Consider the following 17,162-nt stretch of genomic DNA (forward strand, 5'->3'; position numbering starts at 1 on the left):
AGGCCATGAACCAGGCAGATCTGCACGACCCGACAACCACCGCTCTACGACTCGTCCAGTCCATCGCCCTCTCGGTTCCCGCCTATCGCCGATTTCTCGACCGACACGGAATCGAGATCAACACGATCGCCGCGATGACCGACCTCGGTCAGCTACCGACCACCTCGAAGGAGACCTACCGGCGGCCGAATGCCCTCGCCGATCTGCACGCCGGTCGGCCGGAGGACGTCGAGACCATCGCCAGTAGCGCCGGTTCCTCGGGAGCTCCCACGTTCTGGTCGCGCGGGCAGCGCAGCACCGACCACGGAGCGGCGATGTTCGGACAGGTGCTGCGTGAATGTGCGGACACCGAGCGCACAGCCACGCTCGCCCTGGTCACCTTCCCACTCGGGCCGTACATCGGAGGCGCATTCATGTATGCCATGCTGCTCGAACTCCGCCAGCGTGGTCACCGGCTGTCGATCGCAACTCCCGGTATGGATCCCGACGTCATCGCCCAGGTCGTCTCCGAGGCCGCCGACGGCTATCAGCAGATCGTGATCTTCGCGTATCCGCCGATCGCCCGCGACCTGCTCGACACCCACGGCGACCTGCTTCGACGGCACCGCGTCATCGTCATCGTCGGCGGTGAACCCGTCAGCGAAGCGTGGCGCACCCTCGTCCACGGCATGCTCGGCGACCGAGACGGGGACCGGGTCCGCGTGGTGTACGGGGCAACAGACGTCGGTTTCGTCGGCTACGAGACAGCCGCCACTGTCGCGATACGCTCAGCGGCAGCACATGATTCGACGTTGAACCGCGCCGTGTTCGGCATCGACCACAACGACGGTGACGTTGTGCAACAGCCCGCCTTCGTGCAGTACCATCCGGAATTCACCTACATCGAAGTCGATTCCGACGGCTATCTTCTGTTCACCGTCGGTGGAGTTCTGCCGCTCGTACGCTACCGAGTCAACGACAGAGGAGAGACGCTGCTGGGCAGCGCCGTCCGGCACCGACTCCTCGACGCCGGCTATCCCGGCCTCGCCGCCGATATCGACCCGAATGCCCACTACCTGTTCGTGTTCGGCAGAACCGACGTCGCCGCGATTTACAGTGCCGTCAACATCTACCCCGACTACTTCCGCCCGGCCGTCGAACACATCTCCTTGGCAACGCGATTGACCGGACGGTTCATCGCGCGCTGTGAGACCGACAGTGAGCAACGCCAAACTCTGACGCTCGATGTCGAGCTTCGTCCCGGGCAACAGCCCGACCCCGAGACGGCCGAACAGGTCCGGCAACTCTCCGTCGCAAGCCTGCGCCAACTGAGCGCGGAATACCGCATCGTGCACGATCAGAAAGGTCCGGATGCAGAACCCGTCGTGCGGCTGAAGCCTTTTCGCTCGGAGGGATTCGTCACTGGGGGCAAACAGAAGTCGATCGACTAGCGTGCGGAGCCGCGAATCAGGAACGGCGCGAATCAGGGACGCTCGTCCAACCATTCCGGATGCTCGCGCCGGGCCCATTCTCGCGTGACGACGCCCTCCGTCATTCCGCGCATCGCCTCGGTGTCCTTCCACGCGTAGGTGATGTGCCCGATGACCAGCAGACCGAATCCCAGTGCGAACCAGTCGTGGACGAACGTCGCGCCGATACGCCAGTTCAGCGGACTCCAGTTCTGGAAATACATCACCGCGCCGGTGAGCAGTAACACCAGAATCGAGCCACCGCTGAGCGCGGCGTTGAGCTTCTGTCCGGCGTTGAACTTACCGACGCCGATCGCTCCGATGCGTCGAGCCTTGGAACGCAACCACTTCCAGTCGTCGGCGACAAATCGGTTGAGGCGCTCCAGATCCAGTCGATACCCCTTCGACACCGCGCCGAGGACGAGCGGAATCGGCAGCAGAAATCCGGACCACACGTGCACGAACTCGACGACCGGACGATTGCCGATGAGTACCGCAAGCGAGCCGATGTAGAGGATTGCGGCGGTGACCATGCAGACGATCACCAACAGCCCCACGGCCCAGTGCACGTACCGTTCGACGCGGCCGAAGCGATGGGCGTCCTCAGCTGGTCGGGTCATCGTTGCGTCCGTTCGATTCGCCGACGTACGCATCGATGTCGTAGCCACGATTCTCCCAATAGCCCGGCACCACATTGTCGGTGAGCTCGATGCCGCCGAGCCACTTGATGCTCTTGTAGCCGTACATCGAGGCCACGAACAGCCGAACCGGCCCACCGTGATCATGTGTCACCGGGGCGTCGAGCATGGTCAGCGCGATGATCACGTCATCGCTGCGGGCCTGGTCGAGCGTCAGACTCTCGGTGTACGTGCCGTCGAACGAGGTGAAGCGAACCGCCGTGGCCGACGCCGTGGGTTCGACGGCATCGAGAACATCCGCCAAACGCACTCCGCTCCAGGGCACTTCGGGAACACGCCACCCGGTGACGCACTGGAAGTCACGCACCAGAGACGTCTGCGGCATCGCGCGCAGATCCTGCAGGCTGAAGGTCCGAGCCGCATCGACGGACCCACTGACCGCCAACCCATAGGAGTTCTCGTCTTTCCGCGGCGCACCCTGCGTCACCGAGTAGAACCGAAAGTTGTTCCCTACGGGAATCAGCCCGATCAACCCGGTCGGATCATGGTTTCCGATCGGTCCGAGTATCGACGCGAGGCCCTTCTGGATCGCGCCCCCACCGACGATCCCTGCCGCACCGGCAACCACCAGGCCGAGCACGACGCGGCGACCCACGGGTCTGCCTGGGATCTCTCGTTCGTCGATCGGCATCCCTCCACTGTCCACGCTCGACGCCGATCCGTCACCTGAACAGCGGTCAGCCGACTCCCATGTGCTTCGCCGCGTCCCGCAGCACATCTTCGAGACCTGCAACGATCTCGTCGAGCAGCCCAGCATCACTGATCAAGGGCGGTGCAATCTGCAACACGGCATCGCCGCGATCGTCGCAACGGGCAATGAGTCCCGCTTCACGCAGCCTGCCGGGCAGGAAGCCGCGCAGTAGGTCATCCCGCTCGGCCTGACCGAATCGCGTGTTGTCCTCGTCCTTGACGAGCTCCATGGCCCAGAAGAATCCGGCACCCCTGACGTCTCCGACGATAGGTAGATCGAGCAAGCGCACCAATCGCTCTCGAAGCGGTGCTTCGTGCGAACGGACGTTCTCGAGCACTCGATCCCGTTCGATGATCTCGATGCTCTTCAACGCGATGGCAGCGCTGACCGGATGGCCTCCGAACGTGATTCCGTGCCGGTAGACACGTCGACCCTCCACCAACGGCTCGACTACCCGCGAGCGAGCGAGGACTGCGCCCATCGGCGCGTAGGCAGACGTCAAACCCTTGGCGACGCTGATGAGGTCAGGTGCCACCTGTTCGCGTGAGATGGCGAACCACTCACCGATTCGACCGAACCCGGTGATCACCTCGTCCGCCATGAGCAGAGCACCATATTTGTCGGCGAGCGCCCGTAGTCCGGCCCAGTAACCGGCCGGTGGGGTGAGGCATCCACCCGCGTTCTGCACCGGCTCGGCGATGATCAGCGCCACCTCGTCTGCGCCCGCGGCCACGATTGCCGCTTCCATCTCGGTGAGCAGTCGGCGGGTCGCTGCGGCCGGGTCGGCATCGGATGCTCGGAAGGCATTGGTGTTCGCTACGTGACTCACCTCGATGGGAGGGGTACCGAACCCGTCCTTGTATCCCGGCACTCCGGTGAACGACAACGCCCCCAACGTCACTCCGTGATAAGCAACCTTGCGGGCAATTGCCTTGGTGCGCTCCGGTTGTCCGATCGCGATGAAGTGCTCCCGTGCGAGCTTCCACGCCGATTCCACCGACTCGGATCCACCGCCGGTGAAGAACACTCGGTAGTCGTCCGCCGGAGCGAGTGCACTGATGCGCTCGGCCAGTTCGATGGCAGGTGGATGCGCGGTTCCCCAGTTGGTGTTGAATGCCAACGTTCGCAACTGACCCGAGGCAGCGTCGGCCATCTCGGCTCCGTAGGAATAGCCGAGCTGCGCGCAGAACAAACTCGACAGAGCGTCGATGTACCGACGACCCTGAGTGTCGAACACGTAGGGTCCTTCACCACGCTCGAGCACGAGGAGATCGTCGACCTCTTGCTTGGAGAAATGGAGGATCAGGCTCTCGCGTGCAGACCGTTGCAGTTGATCGTGAATCATGTTCTGGTACTCCATCTTCGATACTTCGGTAGTCGAACGGTCAGCAACGCGCCTGTCGAGAGGTCACGGATCGATTTCGCCTTCCACCATGCGGGCGAGTGTCTCGGTGAGAACGTCGACACCACTGATCAGGTCTTTGTCATGGGTGTACTCGTTCTCGGCATGAGAGACGCCATCGACGCTCGGTACGAACAGCATCACCGTCGGGACCACATCCTTCATGTTCGTCGAATCGTGTCCCGCGCGAGTGCGCACGTTCTGCCTGCTCAGTCCGAGATCATCGATCACCCGCCCTGCGAGTTCGACGCCCTCAGGGGTATAGGTGTGCCCCTTCCACCGATGCGCGAACTTCCGTTGAATCTCGACATCGGCCTTGAGTTCGATATCGGCGAAGGCCTTGCTCAGAGCCGCGTCGGCCTCGTCGAGCAGATCGTCCGAGGGGGAGCGCAGGTCGAGATGCATGCGGACCTCACGAGCAACCACCACCGGCGAGTTCGGATACACCGTCAATTGACCGCACGAGGTATGCAGTTCGTCCCCGTATTCATCGGCGAGATCACGCAGGGCCACCACCGCGAGCGAAGCACCGTACAGCGCGTCCTGACGATCGGCGATAGCGGTGGCACCGGTATGCGCTTGCGAGCCCACCACCGAGATCTCGTACTTGTTTGCACCCCAGGTGGAATCGACGACACCCATGACCACACCGGCCTTGTCGAGTTCACGACCCTGCTCGATGTGGATCTCGGCGTACGATGCCACCCCCAGTCCACCCGAAAGATGATGATCACCGACGGTGAACACATCCGATGTCCCCAGCATGTCCAGCTCCAGCAGTGCCTGTTCGACAGTGATGCCCTCGGAATCCGTTGTTGCGCGGGCGCTGTCGAGTTCGATCTTTCCTGTGAACACCCCCGACCCCTGCATCGACGGCTTGAACCGCGAACCTTCCTCGTTGAACCAATTGACCACCGCCAGGTTGTACCGAGCGGTCGACGGGTGACGCAGGTAGTGATCGCGCAACCGGTCCATCGCGTGTGCGGCAGCGAGAACACCGTAGGCACCGTCGTACCGGCCACCCCGAGGCTGCGAGTCGAGGTGGGACCCGGCCAACACATAAGGCGCTCCCGGCACGAGCTCGTAGAGCCCGAACATGTTGCCGATTCTGTCGTACGCGACGGTGAAGCCGCGCTCGACGAGCCAGCCGGCGAGCCATCGACGATTCTCCCCATCGGCCAGGGTGGCGGCTTGGCGTTCGACTCCTCCGGCCGGCGTGGCACCGAACGTGGACATGGTGACGAAGTCACTGATCAGATCGTGATCGGCTGCGGCATCGGCCGGTACGCGGATTCGGTCGGTATTGGTTGTCATGTGAAGACCTCGGGTCGGAGGAACGGAAGCGGGACTTTCAGTCGACTCGCGCAGCAACCAACGGCTGCATCGCGGGAATGACGGTTTCGCCATATGCCTCGAGCGTGGCATCTTTACCGTCGTGCTGTAGGTAAACGCCGAACTGGTCGACTCCGAGAGACCGCAGTTCTTCGAGCCGTTCGACGTGGTGGCTCGGCGGACCCAGAATGCAGAACCGGTCGATGATCTCGTCGGGAACGAACTCGGTATGAGAGTTGCCCGCCCTGCCGTGTTCGTTGTAGTCGTAACCCTGCCGTCCGGCGATGTAGTCGGTCAAAGCCTGGGGGACCCCGGAGCCGTCGGTTCCGTATCGACCCACGAGGTCGGCCACGTGATTGCCGACCATGCCGCCGAACCATCGACACTGTTCGCGCTGATGCGCGATATCGTCGCCGACGTACGCCGGTGCCGCCACCACGATTTTGACCGATGCCGGATCCCGCCCGGCGTCGGAGGCTGCGCTGCGAACCCGATCGATGGTCCACTTCGCTATTGCCGGGTCCGCCAACTGCAGGATGAATCCATCGGCGTACTTGCCGGTCAGCTCCAACGCTTTCGGACCGTACCCGGCCACGTACACATCCAGCGTCGACTTCGACGCCCACGGAAAACGCACCGAGGTGCCGTTGACCGTGGCGCTCCGTCCGCTTCCGAGTTCGCGAATGACCTCGACGCTGTCTTTCAGAATGGCCAGCGTCGACGGTTTCCCCGACACGACGCGAACGGCAGAGTCTCCGCGCCCTATTCCACACACCGTCCGGTTTCCGAACATGGCGTTGAGCGTTGCAAACGTCGACGCAGTGACGGTCGCATCGCGCGTCAAGGGATTGGTCACCATCGGACCGACCACCACATTCCTCGTCGCAGCGAGGATCTGCGAGTAGATCACGTAGGGCTCCTGCCAGAGCACGTGCGAGTCGAAGGTCCAGACGTGAGAGAACCCGCGGTTCTCCGCGGCGACTGCCAGATCGACAACGCGCGACGCGGGTGGGTTGCATTGCAGCACCAGGCCGAATTCCATGTGGGTAGCACACCAATCTCTTCGAAGTAGCGGTCAGATCAAGTTCTGCGAGAGACCGCGTTTGACGAACCGGCCGTGTCTCTTGACGCCGAGATACTCACCGCGCGAGGCGATGACGGCTCCTCTGCTCAGCACCGTGTCGACGGCACCGTCGATCTCGTAGCCTTCCCAGGCCGAATAGTCCATGTTCATGTTGTGGGTTCTGCCCACACCGATACTCGTGTGTCCGCGCGGATCGTAGATGACGACGTCAGCGTCGGCACCCGGAGCGATGATGCCCTTGCGTGGGTACATTCCGAACATGCGTGCCGGTGTCGTCGAACAGACCTCCACCCACCTCTCGAGGGTGATTCGTCCATCCGCGACGCCCTGATACATCAAGTCCATACGGTGCTCGACGCCGCCTATTCCATTGGGAATCTTCGAGAAATCATCGAGGCCGAGTTCCTTTTGACCTTTCATGCAGAACGGGCAGTGGTCGGTGGCAACTCCTGCGACATCACCGGTCCGAATGAACTTCCACAGCTCGTCCTGGTGCCCTTCGGCCCGCGAACGCAGCGGTGTCGAACACACCCACTTGGCACCCTCGAAGCCCGGGGCTCCCAGCTGTTCCTCGAGCGAGAGATACAGGTACTGCGGGCAGGTCTCGCCGAACACGTTCTGGCCGCGCCCGCGTGCCCACGCTATCTGCTCGAGCGCCTGCTTCGCCGAAACGTGGACGACATACAGCGGGGCCCCGGTGACCTCCGCCAGCATGATCGCTCGGTGGGTCGCTTCTTCCTCGAGCTGCCACGGTCGTGAAGCGCCGTGAAAGTAGGGCGAGGTCTCACCACGTGCGATGTGCTGCTTGACGAGTTCGTCGATGGCGATCCCGTTCTCGGCGTGCATCATCATCAACGCGCCGGTTCGAGACGCCTCCTGCATCGCGCGCAAGATCTGTCCGTCGGTCGAGTAGTAGACGCCCGGATAGGCCATGAACAGCTTGAAGGACGAGACCCCCTCCGATATCAGTTCACCCATCGCAGAGAGGGCATCGTCGTCGACGTCACCGATGATCTGATGGAACCCGTAGTCGACCGCACAGTTGCCCGAGGCCTTCTCGTGCCACGCGGCCATCGTGTCCTGAAGTCGCTGACCGGGAGTTTGAACGGCGAAGTCGACGATCGTCGTCGTACCCCCGAGTGCAGCTGCGCGCGTGCCGGTCTCGAAAGAGTCGGAGGCCGTAGTTCCGCCGAAAGGCATCTCCATATGTGTGTGCGCATCGACACCACCGGGAACCACGTACTTTCCGGTGGCGTCGACCACACGGTCGACGCCGGCCGCGAGATCGACCCCGAAGGTCGCCGCCCCCGGCGACAGCAGTGCCACGATCTTCTCGCCGTCGATCAGGACATCGATGAGTTGTCGCCCGGTCGGGGACACGACGGTGCCCCCACTGATCAGCGTGGTCGTCATCAGGTCGCCAGCTTCCCGGTCGGCTCGTGCACTGGACCGGTGAGGTCTGCAGGCAGGCGCTCGTCTACCACGACTGTGCCTCGCCACGTGCCCACGAGCCGCATCACGTGATAGATCACGACTGCAGATACAGCACCCAGGGCGATGCCCCCGAAGCTCAAACTCCCTACGTTCCAGGAGAAGTCGGCGATGCCGATGACGAGCGCAACCGCAGCGGTGAACTGATTGATCGGCTTGGAGAAGTCGACCTTGTTGGTGACCCAGATGTGAACGCCGAGAATTCCGACCAATCCGTACAGCGCAATGGTCACACCGCCCAGAACTCCCGGCGGGATCGATGCGATGACCGCACCCACCTTGGGCGATAGTCCGAGCAAGATCGCGGCCCCACCGGCAACCCAGTATGCGGCAGTGGAATACACCTTTGTCGCGGCCATGACACCGATGTTCTCGGCATATGTGGTGGTCGCCGACCCACCCCCGCTGCCGGCCAGTACGGTCGCGAGACCATCAGCGGCCAAAGCTTTTCCGATGCGGCGATCGTTGTTGATGCCCGTCATGGTGCTGATCGACTTCACGTGCCCGATGTTCTCTACGACGAGTACCAACACAACGGGAATGAACATCGGCAGTACCGATAGATGGAACGTCGGAGTAGTGAACTCGGGCATTCCGATCCAGCTGGCCGCGCCGATCGAGCTGGTGTCGACCTCGCCGCGAGCCAACGCGACGAAGTAGCCGATGACCACGCTCAGGAAAATAGCGAGCCGGCCGATCAGACCACGGAACAACACCAACGACATCAGCAGCAGCACGAGAACGATGAATGCGGTCACCGCACCTTGCTCGAAGTTGACCTTGGCGGTCGGTGCCAGATTGAAGCCGACCAGCGCGACTATCGCACCGGTGACCACCGGCGGCATGAGCGATTCGATCCACCCGACCCCGGTGAAATTGACTACTACTCCGATGATCAGCAGCAGCAGTCCGACTGTGACGATGCCGCCAAGAGCGCCGCCCATTCCGTACGAGGTCGAGGCGGCAATCGTCGGGGCGATGACGGCGAAACTCGATCCCAAGTAACTCGGAAGTCGGTTTCGGGTGATCAGGAGGAACAATATGGTCCCGATACCCGAGAACAGCAAGGTCGTCGCCGGTGGGAATCCGGTCAGTACCGGGACGAGAAATGTGGCTCCGAACATGGCGACGACATGTTGCAGGCCGATCCCCACCGTTCGCGGCCAACTCAGCCTTTCGTACGGTGCCACCACGGCGTAACCAGTCTTCAACTGCCAATCGAAAATCGACACGTGTTTTTCCTTTCGGTTCCCGCGAGTAGTGGAGCAACGCTGCGGTTGTGGGGTCGACGCGACTGCGAGATCAGGAAAGATCAGTGAGCTTGCAGAAGCAGGTGATTGATGCGGAAGGCGTTGCCCTCGGGGTCGAGAAGGACCGACTGCCAGGCCCCGTAATAAGTGCGTGCCGGTGGCGTCAGACAGGTGCCGCCCGCAGCGACGGCGATCGCGGTCAGCGAATCGACCTGGGCGTCACTGTCGGCTTCGAATGTCAGGAAAGAACGGACGCCGGGACCGAGATGCTCGGGAGCCTCGAGATTGAGCATGCCGTACGCCGTGTGGGCGCTGAATCCGAGGATGGTGTCACCGACCCGCATTCCGCGAAAGTGCTCGGAACGTAATTCGGTCACCTCATCGAACCCGAAGACCCGACGATAGAAATGGCTGAGCGATTCGATGTCGCCGGCGAACACGCTGGCGAAGGACAGACCTACTGACATGAGTACACCGATCCTCGATCCTAGAGATCAATGACGAGACGACGAGTGAGAGAACGACTGACACAGAGAATGATTCGCTTCCCCGCTGCTTTGGCACGGTCGGACAACACCGTGTCCCGATGATCGGGTACGCCGGCGAGAACCGTCACCACACAGGCACCGCATTCGCCCTTCGCACAGTCGAACTCGGCGTCGGGAACCCGCTCCATCACCACCTCCAGAGCCGAACGGTCGGCCGGCACGGTCACCACCGAACCCGTTCGACGCAACTCGATCTCGAAGGACGCTGCGTTGTTCTCAGGCACCGTCATGTCGTGAGCGCAATGGTTTTGGCGAACTTCGATGTCAAATGATCACCGGAGCTGATCGGTGCGTACTTCGGCTCGCTGCCCTCGTCGACGCAAGTGGGCAAGCATTCGATCATGGCGTCGTAATTGGGCTGATGGAAGAACACGAGCGACATGCGCTGGGTATCGCCCTTCACATCGGAACGGGGCGTGCGCACCCGGTGCCGCGTCGAAGTCCATCGGTCGTTCGTCCACTGCGCCATCAGATCTCCGATGTTGACCACCAGGGCACCCTGCACCACCGGAACCGGCACCCAATCGCCGTCCTTGGTGAACACCTCGAGCCCGCCGGGTGCCTCCTCCTGACGAACGATGGTCAGGCTGCCGTAGTCGGTGTGTGAGCCTGCGCGCATCTGCCCGGGCTGCGGCGCGTCCGTCAGATGTGGATAGTTGATAGCACGCAGCATGCTGATGTCTCTGTCGATGGCGTCGTCGAAGTAGTTCGGGTTCAGCCCCAGACCACGAGCGAAGGCGCTCATGATCTTTCGCGACAAGTCGTTCATCGCACGGTAGTAAGTGGTCCAGGCTTGTTCCATCGTTGCCGGATCCGTCGGCCATTGGTTCGGCAGAAAGTGCGGCCCGGCCACCTCTGCGGAGAAGTACGGATCGGCAGCGTCGAAGTCGACCGGACCGACATCGAACTTCTCGTGCAGGTCACGCGGCTGATGAACATCCTCGCTGTACGAGAACGCCTGCTCGCCGAGCGACGAGTAACCGCGGACGGTGTCCGGACTCGGCTGCAAGACCCTGCGCTTGACGGATTCGGGCTGAGCGAAGAACGCCTTCGACGTTCGGTACATCGCGTCGATGACATCGGTTGACACGCCGTGATTCTCGATCTGGAAGAACCCGATCTCGCGACAAGCGCGGTCGAGCTCGGCGGCGACGGCGGACTTGGCCTCGTCGTCATCGCCGTGCAAAGCCGAAATATCGATGATGGGCACCACAGACATCGTGTTCATCTCCTTGTTCGTCGTCTGTGCCAAGTCTGTGTGCGCCGTCGACGGTCGACAAGGGCCCGGTCGTCCAGCAGATCCACGCGACCGCTGTCATGTCACGTGAACAGAAACATCTGCGTAACACGGCATTACGCAACCGACTTCGACGGTGCTCTGGTGTTAACAGCCGGAGGGAGTCGACACCCGAGCTCACCTTCGGGGGCGGCGGCCGAATGTCGTCTGGCGCAAGTATTTGTCCGTGAGATGCCGACCGGCGATGAGCGCGTCGTTGGACTGCTGCTCGCCGCCCAGCAACGGAGACACCGCGACGTCAGCGTTGGGATGTTGGTAGAAGCTGAACTCGAGGCGCGAACTGTCGAGAGCCAGCGATCGGTGGGGATTGACAGTCCGGTTCAGGGTCGCCGGCCAGTGGTCGTCGGTCCACTCCGCAAGTAGATCGCCGACCAACACGACGAGCGTCGCCGGGGTGGTCATCACTTCGTGCCATTCGCCGTGCCGCCCCAATATCTCCAGGCCACCCGGGGTCGACTCACCGGAGGTCACCGTGAACGCGCCGTAGTCGGTATGGATACCCGCCCGCGACTGATGCGGCATCGGCGGCTCCGGCTGCGCTGGATAGTAGAGCGCACGCAGCATGCTCAGTTCGGTGTCGAAGTCACCGACGAAGTGATCGGCAGACAGACCGAACAGCTCCGCGGTGAGCGACATCAATGCGTCCCCGATCCGCTGCATGTGCCGGTAGTACTGCTCCCACACGGGCCTGAACCCGGTGGGAAGCGTCGGCCACAGATTCGGGTAGGCCATCGACCCGGCACCCGCTTCGCCCAGCACAGGCGCGTCGACCGGACCGATGTCCATCTTCTCTTTCAAGTCGCCGTGAGATTCCTCCCCCAACGAGTACGACATCCCCTCCGACCCCAGCCCTGACCACCCCCGCACCTGTTCCGGGGCCGGCTGAGCCACGGCGGATTTGGTGCTGTCGGGCAGCAGAAAGAACTGTCTCGACACCGAGTACAACTCCGTCAGCAACGCGGTCGGTATGCCGTGGCCGACAAGGTACGCGTGTCCTCTACGCGCACAAGCGGTGTCGAGAAGCTCGATCTGGCGTGCCCGAGCACGGGAGCCGAGAGAAATCTCGGAGAGATCGACCGGCGGGATGGATAACACCCGACTACTGTGCCTGACAGACGGGTCTCCCGCGCGCGGAGGAGGATTGTTGTGACCAGCCCGGGCTCCACGGTCGCAGATCTTGCGCTCGCGACCGGACTCCAGATCGCCACGGCCCCGACCACCTGGGACGCCGTTGTGACGTCGGTGATCGACGCCGACCGAGCCGAGGAGATGCTCTCCCTCGACGGTGCCTTGGTCCTCGCATCCTGGCAACCGACCCGCCCCAATGGACCGCTGCCCGACCTACCGTCGTTGCTCGAACCACTGATCAGGAAGCACCCGGCGGCGATAGTCGTCACTCCGTCCCGTCAGGTCAACGCTCCGAGACAAGCGGTGTCACGCGCAGAGCAAGCGCGCGTCTGTCTGATCTGGAATACCGACCACGCGGTCGCCACCGATCTGGTCGGCACCCTCGCACGGCTGGTGGCGAAAACGCAGACACCACCTGCACAATCACCTGCCCGATCCGCGGTGCTCGACGTTCTGCACAGAGCAGATGACCTCGACGAGATGCTGCAAGCGATGGGCCAGGCCCTGCGAGCGACAGTGCGACTGAGCGAGTCCCACTCCTCAGCGGCGACCGAGCACGCCGAGGAGTTTGCCCTGTCCGGAATCACCGGAACACTGCCCGCACTGGAGATCACCCGCGCTGACCCCTTGCGAGCGGACGAGGCGGCAATGGTCGAGGGCCTGCTCGCCGTCATCCGGCTGCACAAGAAGCTGCGGGATTCACACGTCGACGACCACGCACTGGAGAGTGCCCGCAACCTCAAGAACATTCTGAGCGAGGACCTGACCCAGCGAGAGGCCAGCCTGCGGAGGAGTCGGCGGCTGTCCCTGTTTCCCAGGCACCCTGTGGTGTTCCTGGTACTCGAACCGTTCGGCGTATCGGTCGATATCAGCGGGCTGCACGACCTCTGCACCGCTCTGGCACCGGTTGCATCGAGATTCGATCCGGCCGCAATCACGATCGTCAACGAAGGAGCTCTCGTCGTGGTGATCACGTCCTCGACGGATCTCGATACCCTCGCGCGGTCCCTGTATCGAGGGGTGCAGGTACCTCTCGCGGTAGGTGTGAGCGATCCGGTGGACGATCCACGTAGCTATCCGGAGGCGTTTCGGCAGGCCGCACGCGCGGTAGCCGTGGGGCGCCGAGTCGGCGCGATCAACCGAGTGACGCGGTATCGCGATCTGGGAGTACTCGGTCTGCTGTACCAGCTGCCCGAGCATGCTCGGCGCAACTTCGTCAACGAGACACTAGGTTCGGTTGCGGACGAGACCCCCGATGGCCTCGACCAGCGACGCATTCTCCAGGTCCTACGGTCGACGGACTGCAACATTGCAGAATCGGCCCGCGAACTGTTCGTTCATCCCAACACCCTGCGCAGCCGAATAGCGAAAATCGAAACGGTCACCGGCAAGTTCATGAACGAGCCCGACCGCAGACTCACCATTTTCACCGCATTGTCGATGTTCTCTCTCGACAGCAACGTCGAAGGCGACTGACACATCGAGCCCGCAGGCTACTTCAGGACGACGTTCACCATCTTGCCCGGAATCACGATGACCTTCGTCGGAGCCTTACCCTCGAGCAGCGCCACAATCTTCTCGTCCGCCACTGCGGCTTTCTCCACATCGTCCTTGGTCGCGTCGGCGGGAACGGTGATGCGGCTGCGCACCTTTCCGTTGACCTGAATGGGATAGTCGACGGTATCGGCGACCAGCCACTTCTTCTCCACCCGCGGGAAAGGCCCGTGCGCCAACGACTTCTCGTGCCCGAGCTTGCCCCACAGTTCCTCGCACAGGTGCGGGGCCAGGGGAGCGAGCATCAGGATCAACGGCTCGACGACTCCACGCGGCGCGCCGTCCGGGTAGGACTTGGTGATGTGGTTGGTCAGCTCGATCAGCTTGGCACCGGCCGTGTTGTCGCGCAGTGCAGCGTAATCCGCATGCACTCCGTCGATCACCCGGTTGAGTACACGCAACGTGTCCTCGGTGGGCTTGGCATCGGTGACGCGAACCTCACCGGTCGTCTCGTCGAGCACCAGCCGCCAGACGCGCTGCAGGAATCGCTGCGCACCGACGACGTCCTTCGTGGCCCACGGCCGCGAGGTGTCCAGCGGACCCATCGACATCTCGTAGACACGCAGGGTGTCGGCACCGTATTCGGCGAAGATCTCGTCGGGGGAGACCGAATTCTTCAGCGACTTACCCATTTTGCCGTATTCACGGTTGACGGGCTGGTCCTGATAGAAGTAACCGCCGTCGCGCTCGACGACCTCGGCCGCGGGCACGTAGACCCCACGCGCGTCCGTGTAGGCATAAGCCTGGATGTAGCCCTGGTTGTACAACCGTCGGTACGGCTCGCTCGAGCTGACGTGCCCCAGATCGAAGAGCACCTTGTGCCAGAACCGCGAGTACAGCAGGTGCAGCACCGCATGCTCGACGCCACCGACGTAGAGATCGACGCCGCCGGGATCGTGGGGCCCGTGGATCTCCGGACGCGGCCCGACCCAGTACTTCTCGTTCTCCGGGTCGGCGAAGGCCTCGGAGTTGGTCGGGTCGACGTAGCGCAGTTGGTACCAGGAGCTGCCGGCCCACTGCGGCATGACGTTGGTGTCGCGGGTGTACGTCTGCAGGCCGTCGCCCAGATCGAGCTCGACGTTGACCCAAGCATCGGCCTTGGCCAGTGGTGGGGACGGCTCGGAGGCAGCGTCGTCCGGGTCGAACGAGACCGGAGCGTAGTTCTCGATCTCCGGAAGTTCCACCGGCAGAGCAGAATCCGGAAGACCGTGCGGGTTGCCCTCGGCGTCCCAGACTATCGGGAACGGCTCGCCCCAGTAGCGCTGGCGAGCGAACAGCCAGTCGCGCAGCTTGTACTGGATGGTGCCGCGGCCCGTGCCCTCGGCTTCGAGTCGCGCGATGACGGCCGCTTTGGCCTCCTCGACGGGCAGGCCGTCGAGGAAGCCGGAGTTGACCAGTGCACCGTCGCCGACATAGGCGGCCTCGGTGACGTCGCCGCCGGAGATGACCTCGCGGACGGGCAAACCGAAGGCCGTCGCGAATTCCCAGTCGCGGGCGTCGTGCCCGGGAACGGCCATGATGGCGCCGGTGCCGTAGCCGGTGAGCACGTAGTCGGCGATGAACACCGGCACCTGCTCACCGTTGACCGGGTTCTCGGCGTACGCACCGATGAAGACGCCGGTCTTCTCCTTGTTCTCCTGACGCTCCAGATCGGACTTCGCGGCGATCGACGCGCGGTACGCCGCGACGGCTTCCGCGGGGGTGTCGGCTCCGCCGGTCCACTTGCTCGACACATCGGAAGGCCACTCGGGAGCAACCAAGCCGTCGACCATCTCGTGCTCGGGGGCGAGCACCACATAGCTCGCGCCGAACAAGGTGTCGGGCCGGGTGGTGAACACCTCGATGCCGGAGAACGAGACCTGCGCGCCACGTGAGCGCCCGATCCAGTTGCGCTGCATGGTCTTGACCTTCTCCGGCCAATCCAGGTACTCGAGGTCGTCGACCAGGCGATCGGAGTACGCGGTGATGCGCATCATCCACTGCCTCAGGTTCTTTCGGAACACCGGGAAGTTTCCGCGGTCACTGCGTCCGTCCGCGGTGACCTCCTCGTTGGCCAGCACCGTTCCGAGACCGGGGCACCAGTTGACCATCGAGTTGGACTCGTACACCAGACGGAAACCGTCGATCACCTCGCGGCGTTCACCGACGGTGAGCGAATCCCAGCTTCGGCCGTCCTCGAGCGTGCGCTCACCCGAGGCGAACTCGGCCTCCAGTTCCGAGACGGGTCGCGCCTTACCGAGATCGGCGTCGAACCAGGCATTGAAGATCTGCAGAAAGATCCACTGCGTCCAGTGGTAGAAGTCGACGTCCGTCGTCGCCAGGGATCGCCGCCGGTCGTGACCGAGGCCGAGGCGGCGCAGTTGGCGTCGCATGTTGACGATGTTGTCCTCGGTGGTGCTACGCGGATGCGTGCCCGTCTGCACGGCGTACTGCTCGGCAGGCAGACCGAACGCGTCGTAGCCGAGGGCATGCAACACGTTGCGACCCTGCATGCGGTGGTACCGCGCGAAGACGTCGGTGGCGATGTATCCGAGGGGATGGCCGACGTGCAGCCCACTGCCCGACGGATACGGGAACATGTCCTGGACGAACAGCTTGTCCTTCGGGACGTCTCCGGCGAGTGTGCCGACCGGGTTGGGCGCGTCGAACGTGCCCTGGGCTTCCCACAGGTCCTGCCACTGCTCCTCGATGCGCCCGGCGAGTTCAGCGGTGTAGCGGTACTCGTGTGCGGCGTCGGTGGATGCGTCAACGGAATCGGTCACACCCACCAGCCTAAAGTGTGACGCGGCCCGCCTGATACCAGGACCTCGCTGCGCCGTATCCTGACCACGTGGTCATCGTCTCGGTTGTGTTGTTCGTGCTCGCCCTCGTCGTCGGCGCTGTCGCGCTCGCGTCGCTGCTGGGGCGGCTCCCACGCAACCGCTTCGCCGGTGTTCGCACGGCCGAGGCCATGCGTGACGACGAGACCTTCACCCTCGCCAACCGCGTCGCCGCGCCCACCACCGCCGCGTCGGCGCTGGTCCTGGCGCTCGGCGCGGTGGCCGCTCTCGCACTGAGCGGCATATCCGCCGTCGTCGCGGTCGTCGTGGCTCTGGTGGCCGCACTGTTCATTGCCGCTGCAGGCGGGTCGATCGGAGCCCGCGCCGCAGCGGCCGTCCCTGCGCCCGCCGAGGCCGACGGATGTGGACAGTCCTGCATCTCGTGCAGCCTCAAGGACGCCTGCCAGCCGAGCTGACCCG

The 17,162-nt window shown here is 63.3% G+C and carries 15 protein-coding genes; 3 read left to right on the forward strand and 12 right to left on the reverse strand.

Translation table 11 applies throughout. From position 1 onward, the window contains the following. The first annotated feature begins 5 nt into the window (after positions 1-5). Positions 6-1,430: a phenylacetate--CoA ligase family protein gene (locus ACOQFP_RS19105; protein WP_421585215.1), complete on the forward strand. Its 1,425-nt coding sequence runs from the start codon at positions 6-8 to the stop codon at positions 1,428-1,430. A gap of 32 nt (positions 1,431-1,462) precedes the next feature. Here ACOQFP_RS19105 and ACOQFP_RS19110 read toward each other — a convergent pair whose 3' ends face one another. The 11 genes from ACOQFP_RS19110 to ACOQFP_RS19160 form a co-directional block, all read right to left on the reverse strand. Continuing rightward, complete coding sequence (locus ACOQFP_RS19110) at positions 1,463-2,068, reverse strand: cytochrome b/b6 domain-containing protein (protein ID WP_421585216.1); 606 nt, start codon at positions 2,066-2,068, stop codon at positions 1,463-1,465. Continuing rightward, a complete protein-coding gene (locus tag ACOQFP_RS19115; protein WP_341244652.1) occupies positions 2,052-2,777 on the reverse strand; it encodes a molybdopterin-dependent oxidoreductase in 726 nt (241 codons plus the stop codon). The genes ACOQFP_RS19110 and ACOQFP_RS19115 overlap by 17 nt, the downstream gene beginning before the upstream one ends. A gap of 46 nt (positions 2,778-2,823) precedes the next feature. Next, on the reverse strand, positions 2,824-4,182 hold the full coding sequence (locus tag ACOQFP_RS19120) for an aminotransferase class III-fold pyridoxal phosphate-dependent enzyme (protein ID WP_341244653.1): 1,359 nt from the start codon (positions 4,180-4,182) through the stop codon (positions 2,824-2,826). Positions 4,183-4,245: 63 nt separating this feature from the next. Next, complete coding sequence (locus tag ACOQFP_RS19125) at positions 4,246-5,553, reverse strand: M20 family metallo-hydrolase (protein ID WP_421585217.1); 1,308 nt, start codon at positions 5,551-5,553, stop codon at positions 4,246-4,248. Between the two features lie 37 nt (positions 5,554-5,590). Further along, on the reverse strand, positions 5,591-6,613 hold the full coding sequence (locus tag ACOQFP_RS19130) for a TIGR03842 family LLM class F420-dependent oxidoreductase (protein ID WP_341244655.1): 1,023 nt from the start codon (positions 6,611-6,613) through the stop codon (positions 5,591-5,593). A gap of 33 nt (positions 6,614-6,646) precedes the next feature. Beyond that, positions 6,647-8,068 (reverse strand): dihydropyrimidinase, encoded by a 1,422-nt coding sequence (hydA, locus tag ACOQFP_RS19135; protein WP_206491540.1) that lies wholly within the window; start codon positions 8,066-8,068, stop codon positions 6,647-6,649. Continuing rightward, complete coding sequence (locus ACOQFP_RS19140; RefSeq protein WP_206491541.1) at positions 8,068-9,378, reverse strand: uracil-xanthine permease family protein; 1,311 nt, start codon at positions 9,376-9,378, stop codon at positions 8,068-8,070. Before ACOQFP_RS19140 ends, hydA begins: the two co-directional genes overlap by 1 nt. Before the next feature lie 80 nt (positions 9,379-9,458). Beyond that, entirely contained in the window at positions 9,459-9,863 is a 405-nt protein-coding gene (locus ACOQFP_RS19145) for a VOC family protein (protein ID WP_206491542.1), read from the reverse strand. Between the two features lie 20 nt (positions 9,864-9,883). Beyond that, positions 9,884-10,174: a 2Fe-2S iron-sulfur cluster-binding protein gene (locus tag ACOQFP_RS19150; protein ID WP_206491543.1), complete on the reverse strand. Its 291-nt coding sequence runs from the start codon at positions 10,172-10,174 to the stop codon at positions 9,884-9,886. Then, entirely contained in the window at positions 10,171-11,163 is a 993-nt protein-coding gene (locus tag ACOQFP_RS19155) for an isopenicillin N synthase family dioxygenase (protein WP_206491544.1), read from the reverse strand. Before ACOQFP_RS19155 ends, ACOQFP_RS19150 begins: the two co-directional genes overlap by 4 nt. A 195-nt stretch (positions 11,164-11,358) precedes the next feature. Further along, the gene (locus ACOQFP_RS19160) at positions 11,359-12,336 is read right to left on the reverse strand and encodes a 2-oxoglutarate and iron-dependent oxygenase domain-containing protein (RefSeq protein WP_341244657.1); all 978 of its coding nucleotides are present in this window, start codon (positions 12,334-12,336) and stop codon (positions 11,359-11,361) included. A 51-nt stretch (positions 12,337-12,387) separates the two neighbouring features. Here ACOQFP_RS19160 and ACOQFP_RS19165 point away from each other — a divergent pair, with 51 nt between their 5' ends. After that, complete coding sequence (locus ACOQFP_RS19165) at positions 12,388-13,845, forward strand: helix-turn-helix domain-containing protein (protein WP_341244658.1); 1,458 nt, start codon at positions 12,388-12,390, stop codon at positions 13,843-13,845. A gap of 17 nt (positions 13,846-13,862) precedes the next feature. On the opposite strand, the gene leuS is transcribed toward ACOQFP_RS19165, so the two are convergent. Then, a complete protein-coding gene (gene leuS, locus ACOQFP_RS19170) occupies positions 13,863-16,685 on the reverse strand; it encodes a leucine--tRNA ligase (protein ID WP_206491547.1) in 2,823 nt (940 codons plus the stop codon). Positions 16,686-16,753: 68 nt separating this feature from the next. Here leuS and ACOQFP_RS19175 point away from each other — a divergent pair, with 68 nt between their 5' ends. After that, a complete protein-coding gene (locus ACOQFP_RS19175) occupies positions 16,754-17,158 on the forward strand; it encodes an SdpI family protein (protein WP_421585218.1) in 405 nt (134 codons plus the stop codon). Positions 17,159-17,162: the final 4 nt, after the last annotated feature.

Source organism: Rhodococcus sp. MALMAid1271 (assembly GCF_049195265.1).
GTDB lineage: Bacteria > Actinomycetota > Actinomycetes > Mycobacteriales > Mycobacteriaceae > Rhodococcoides.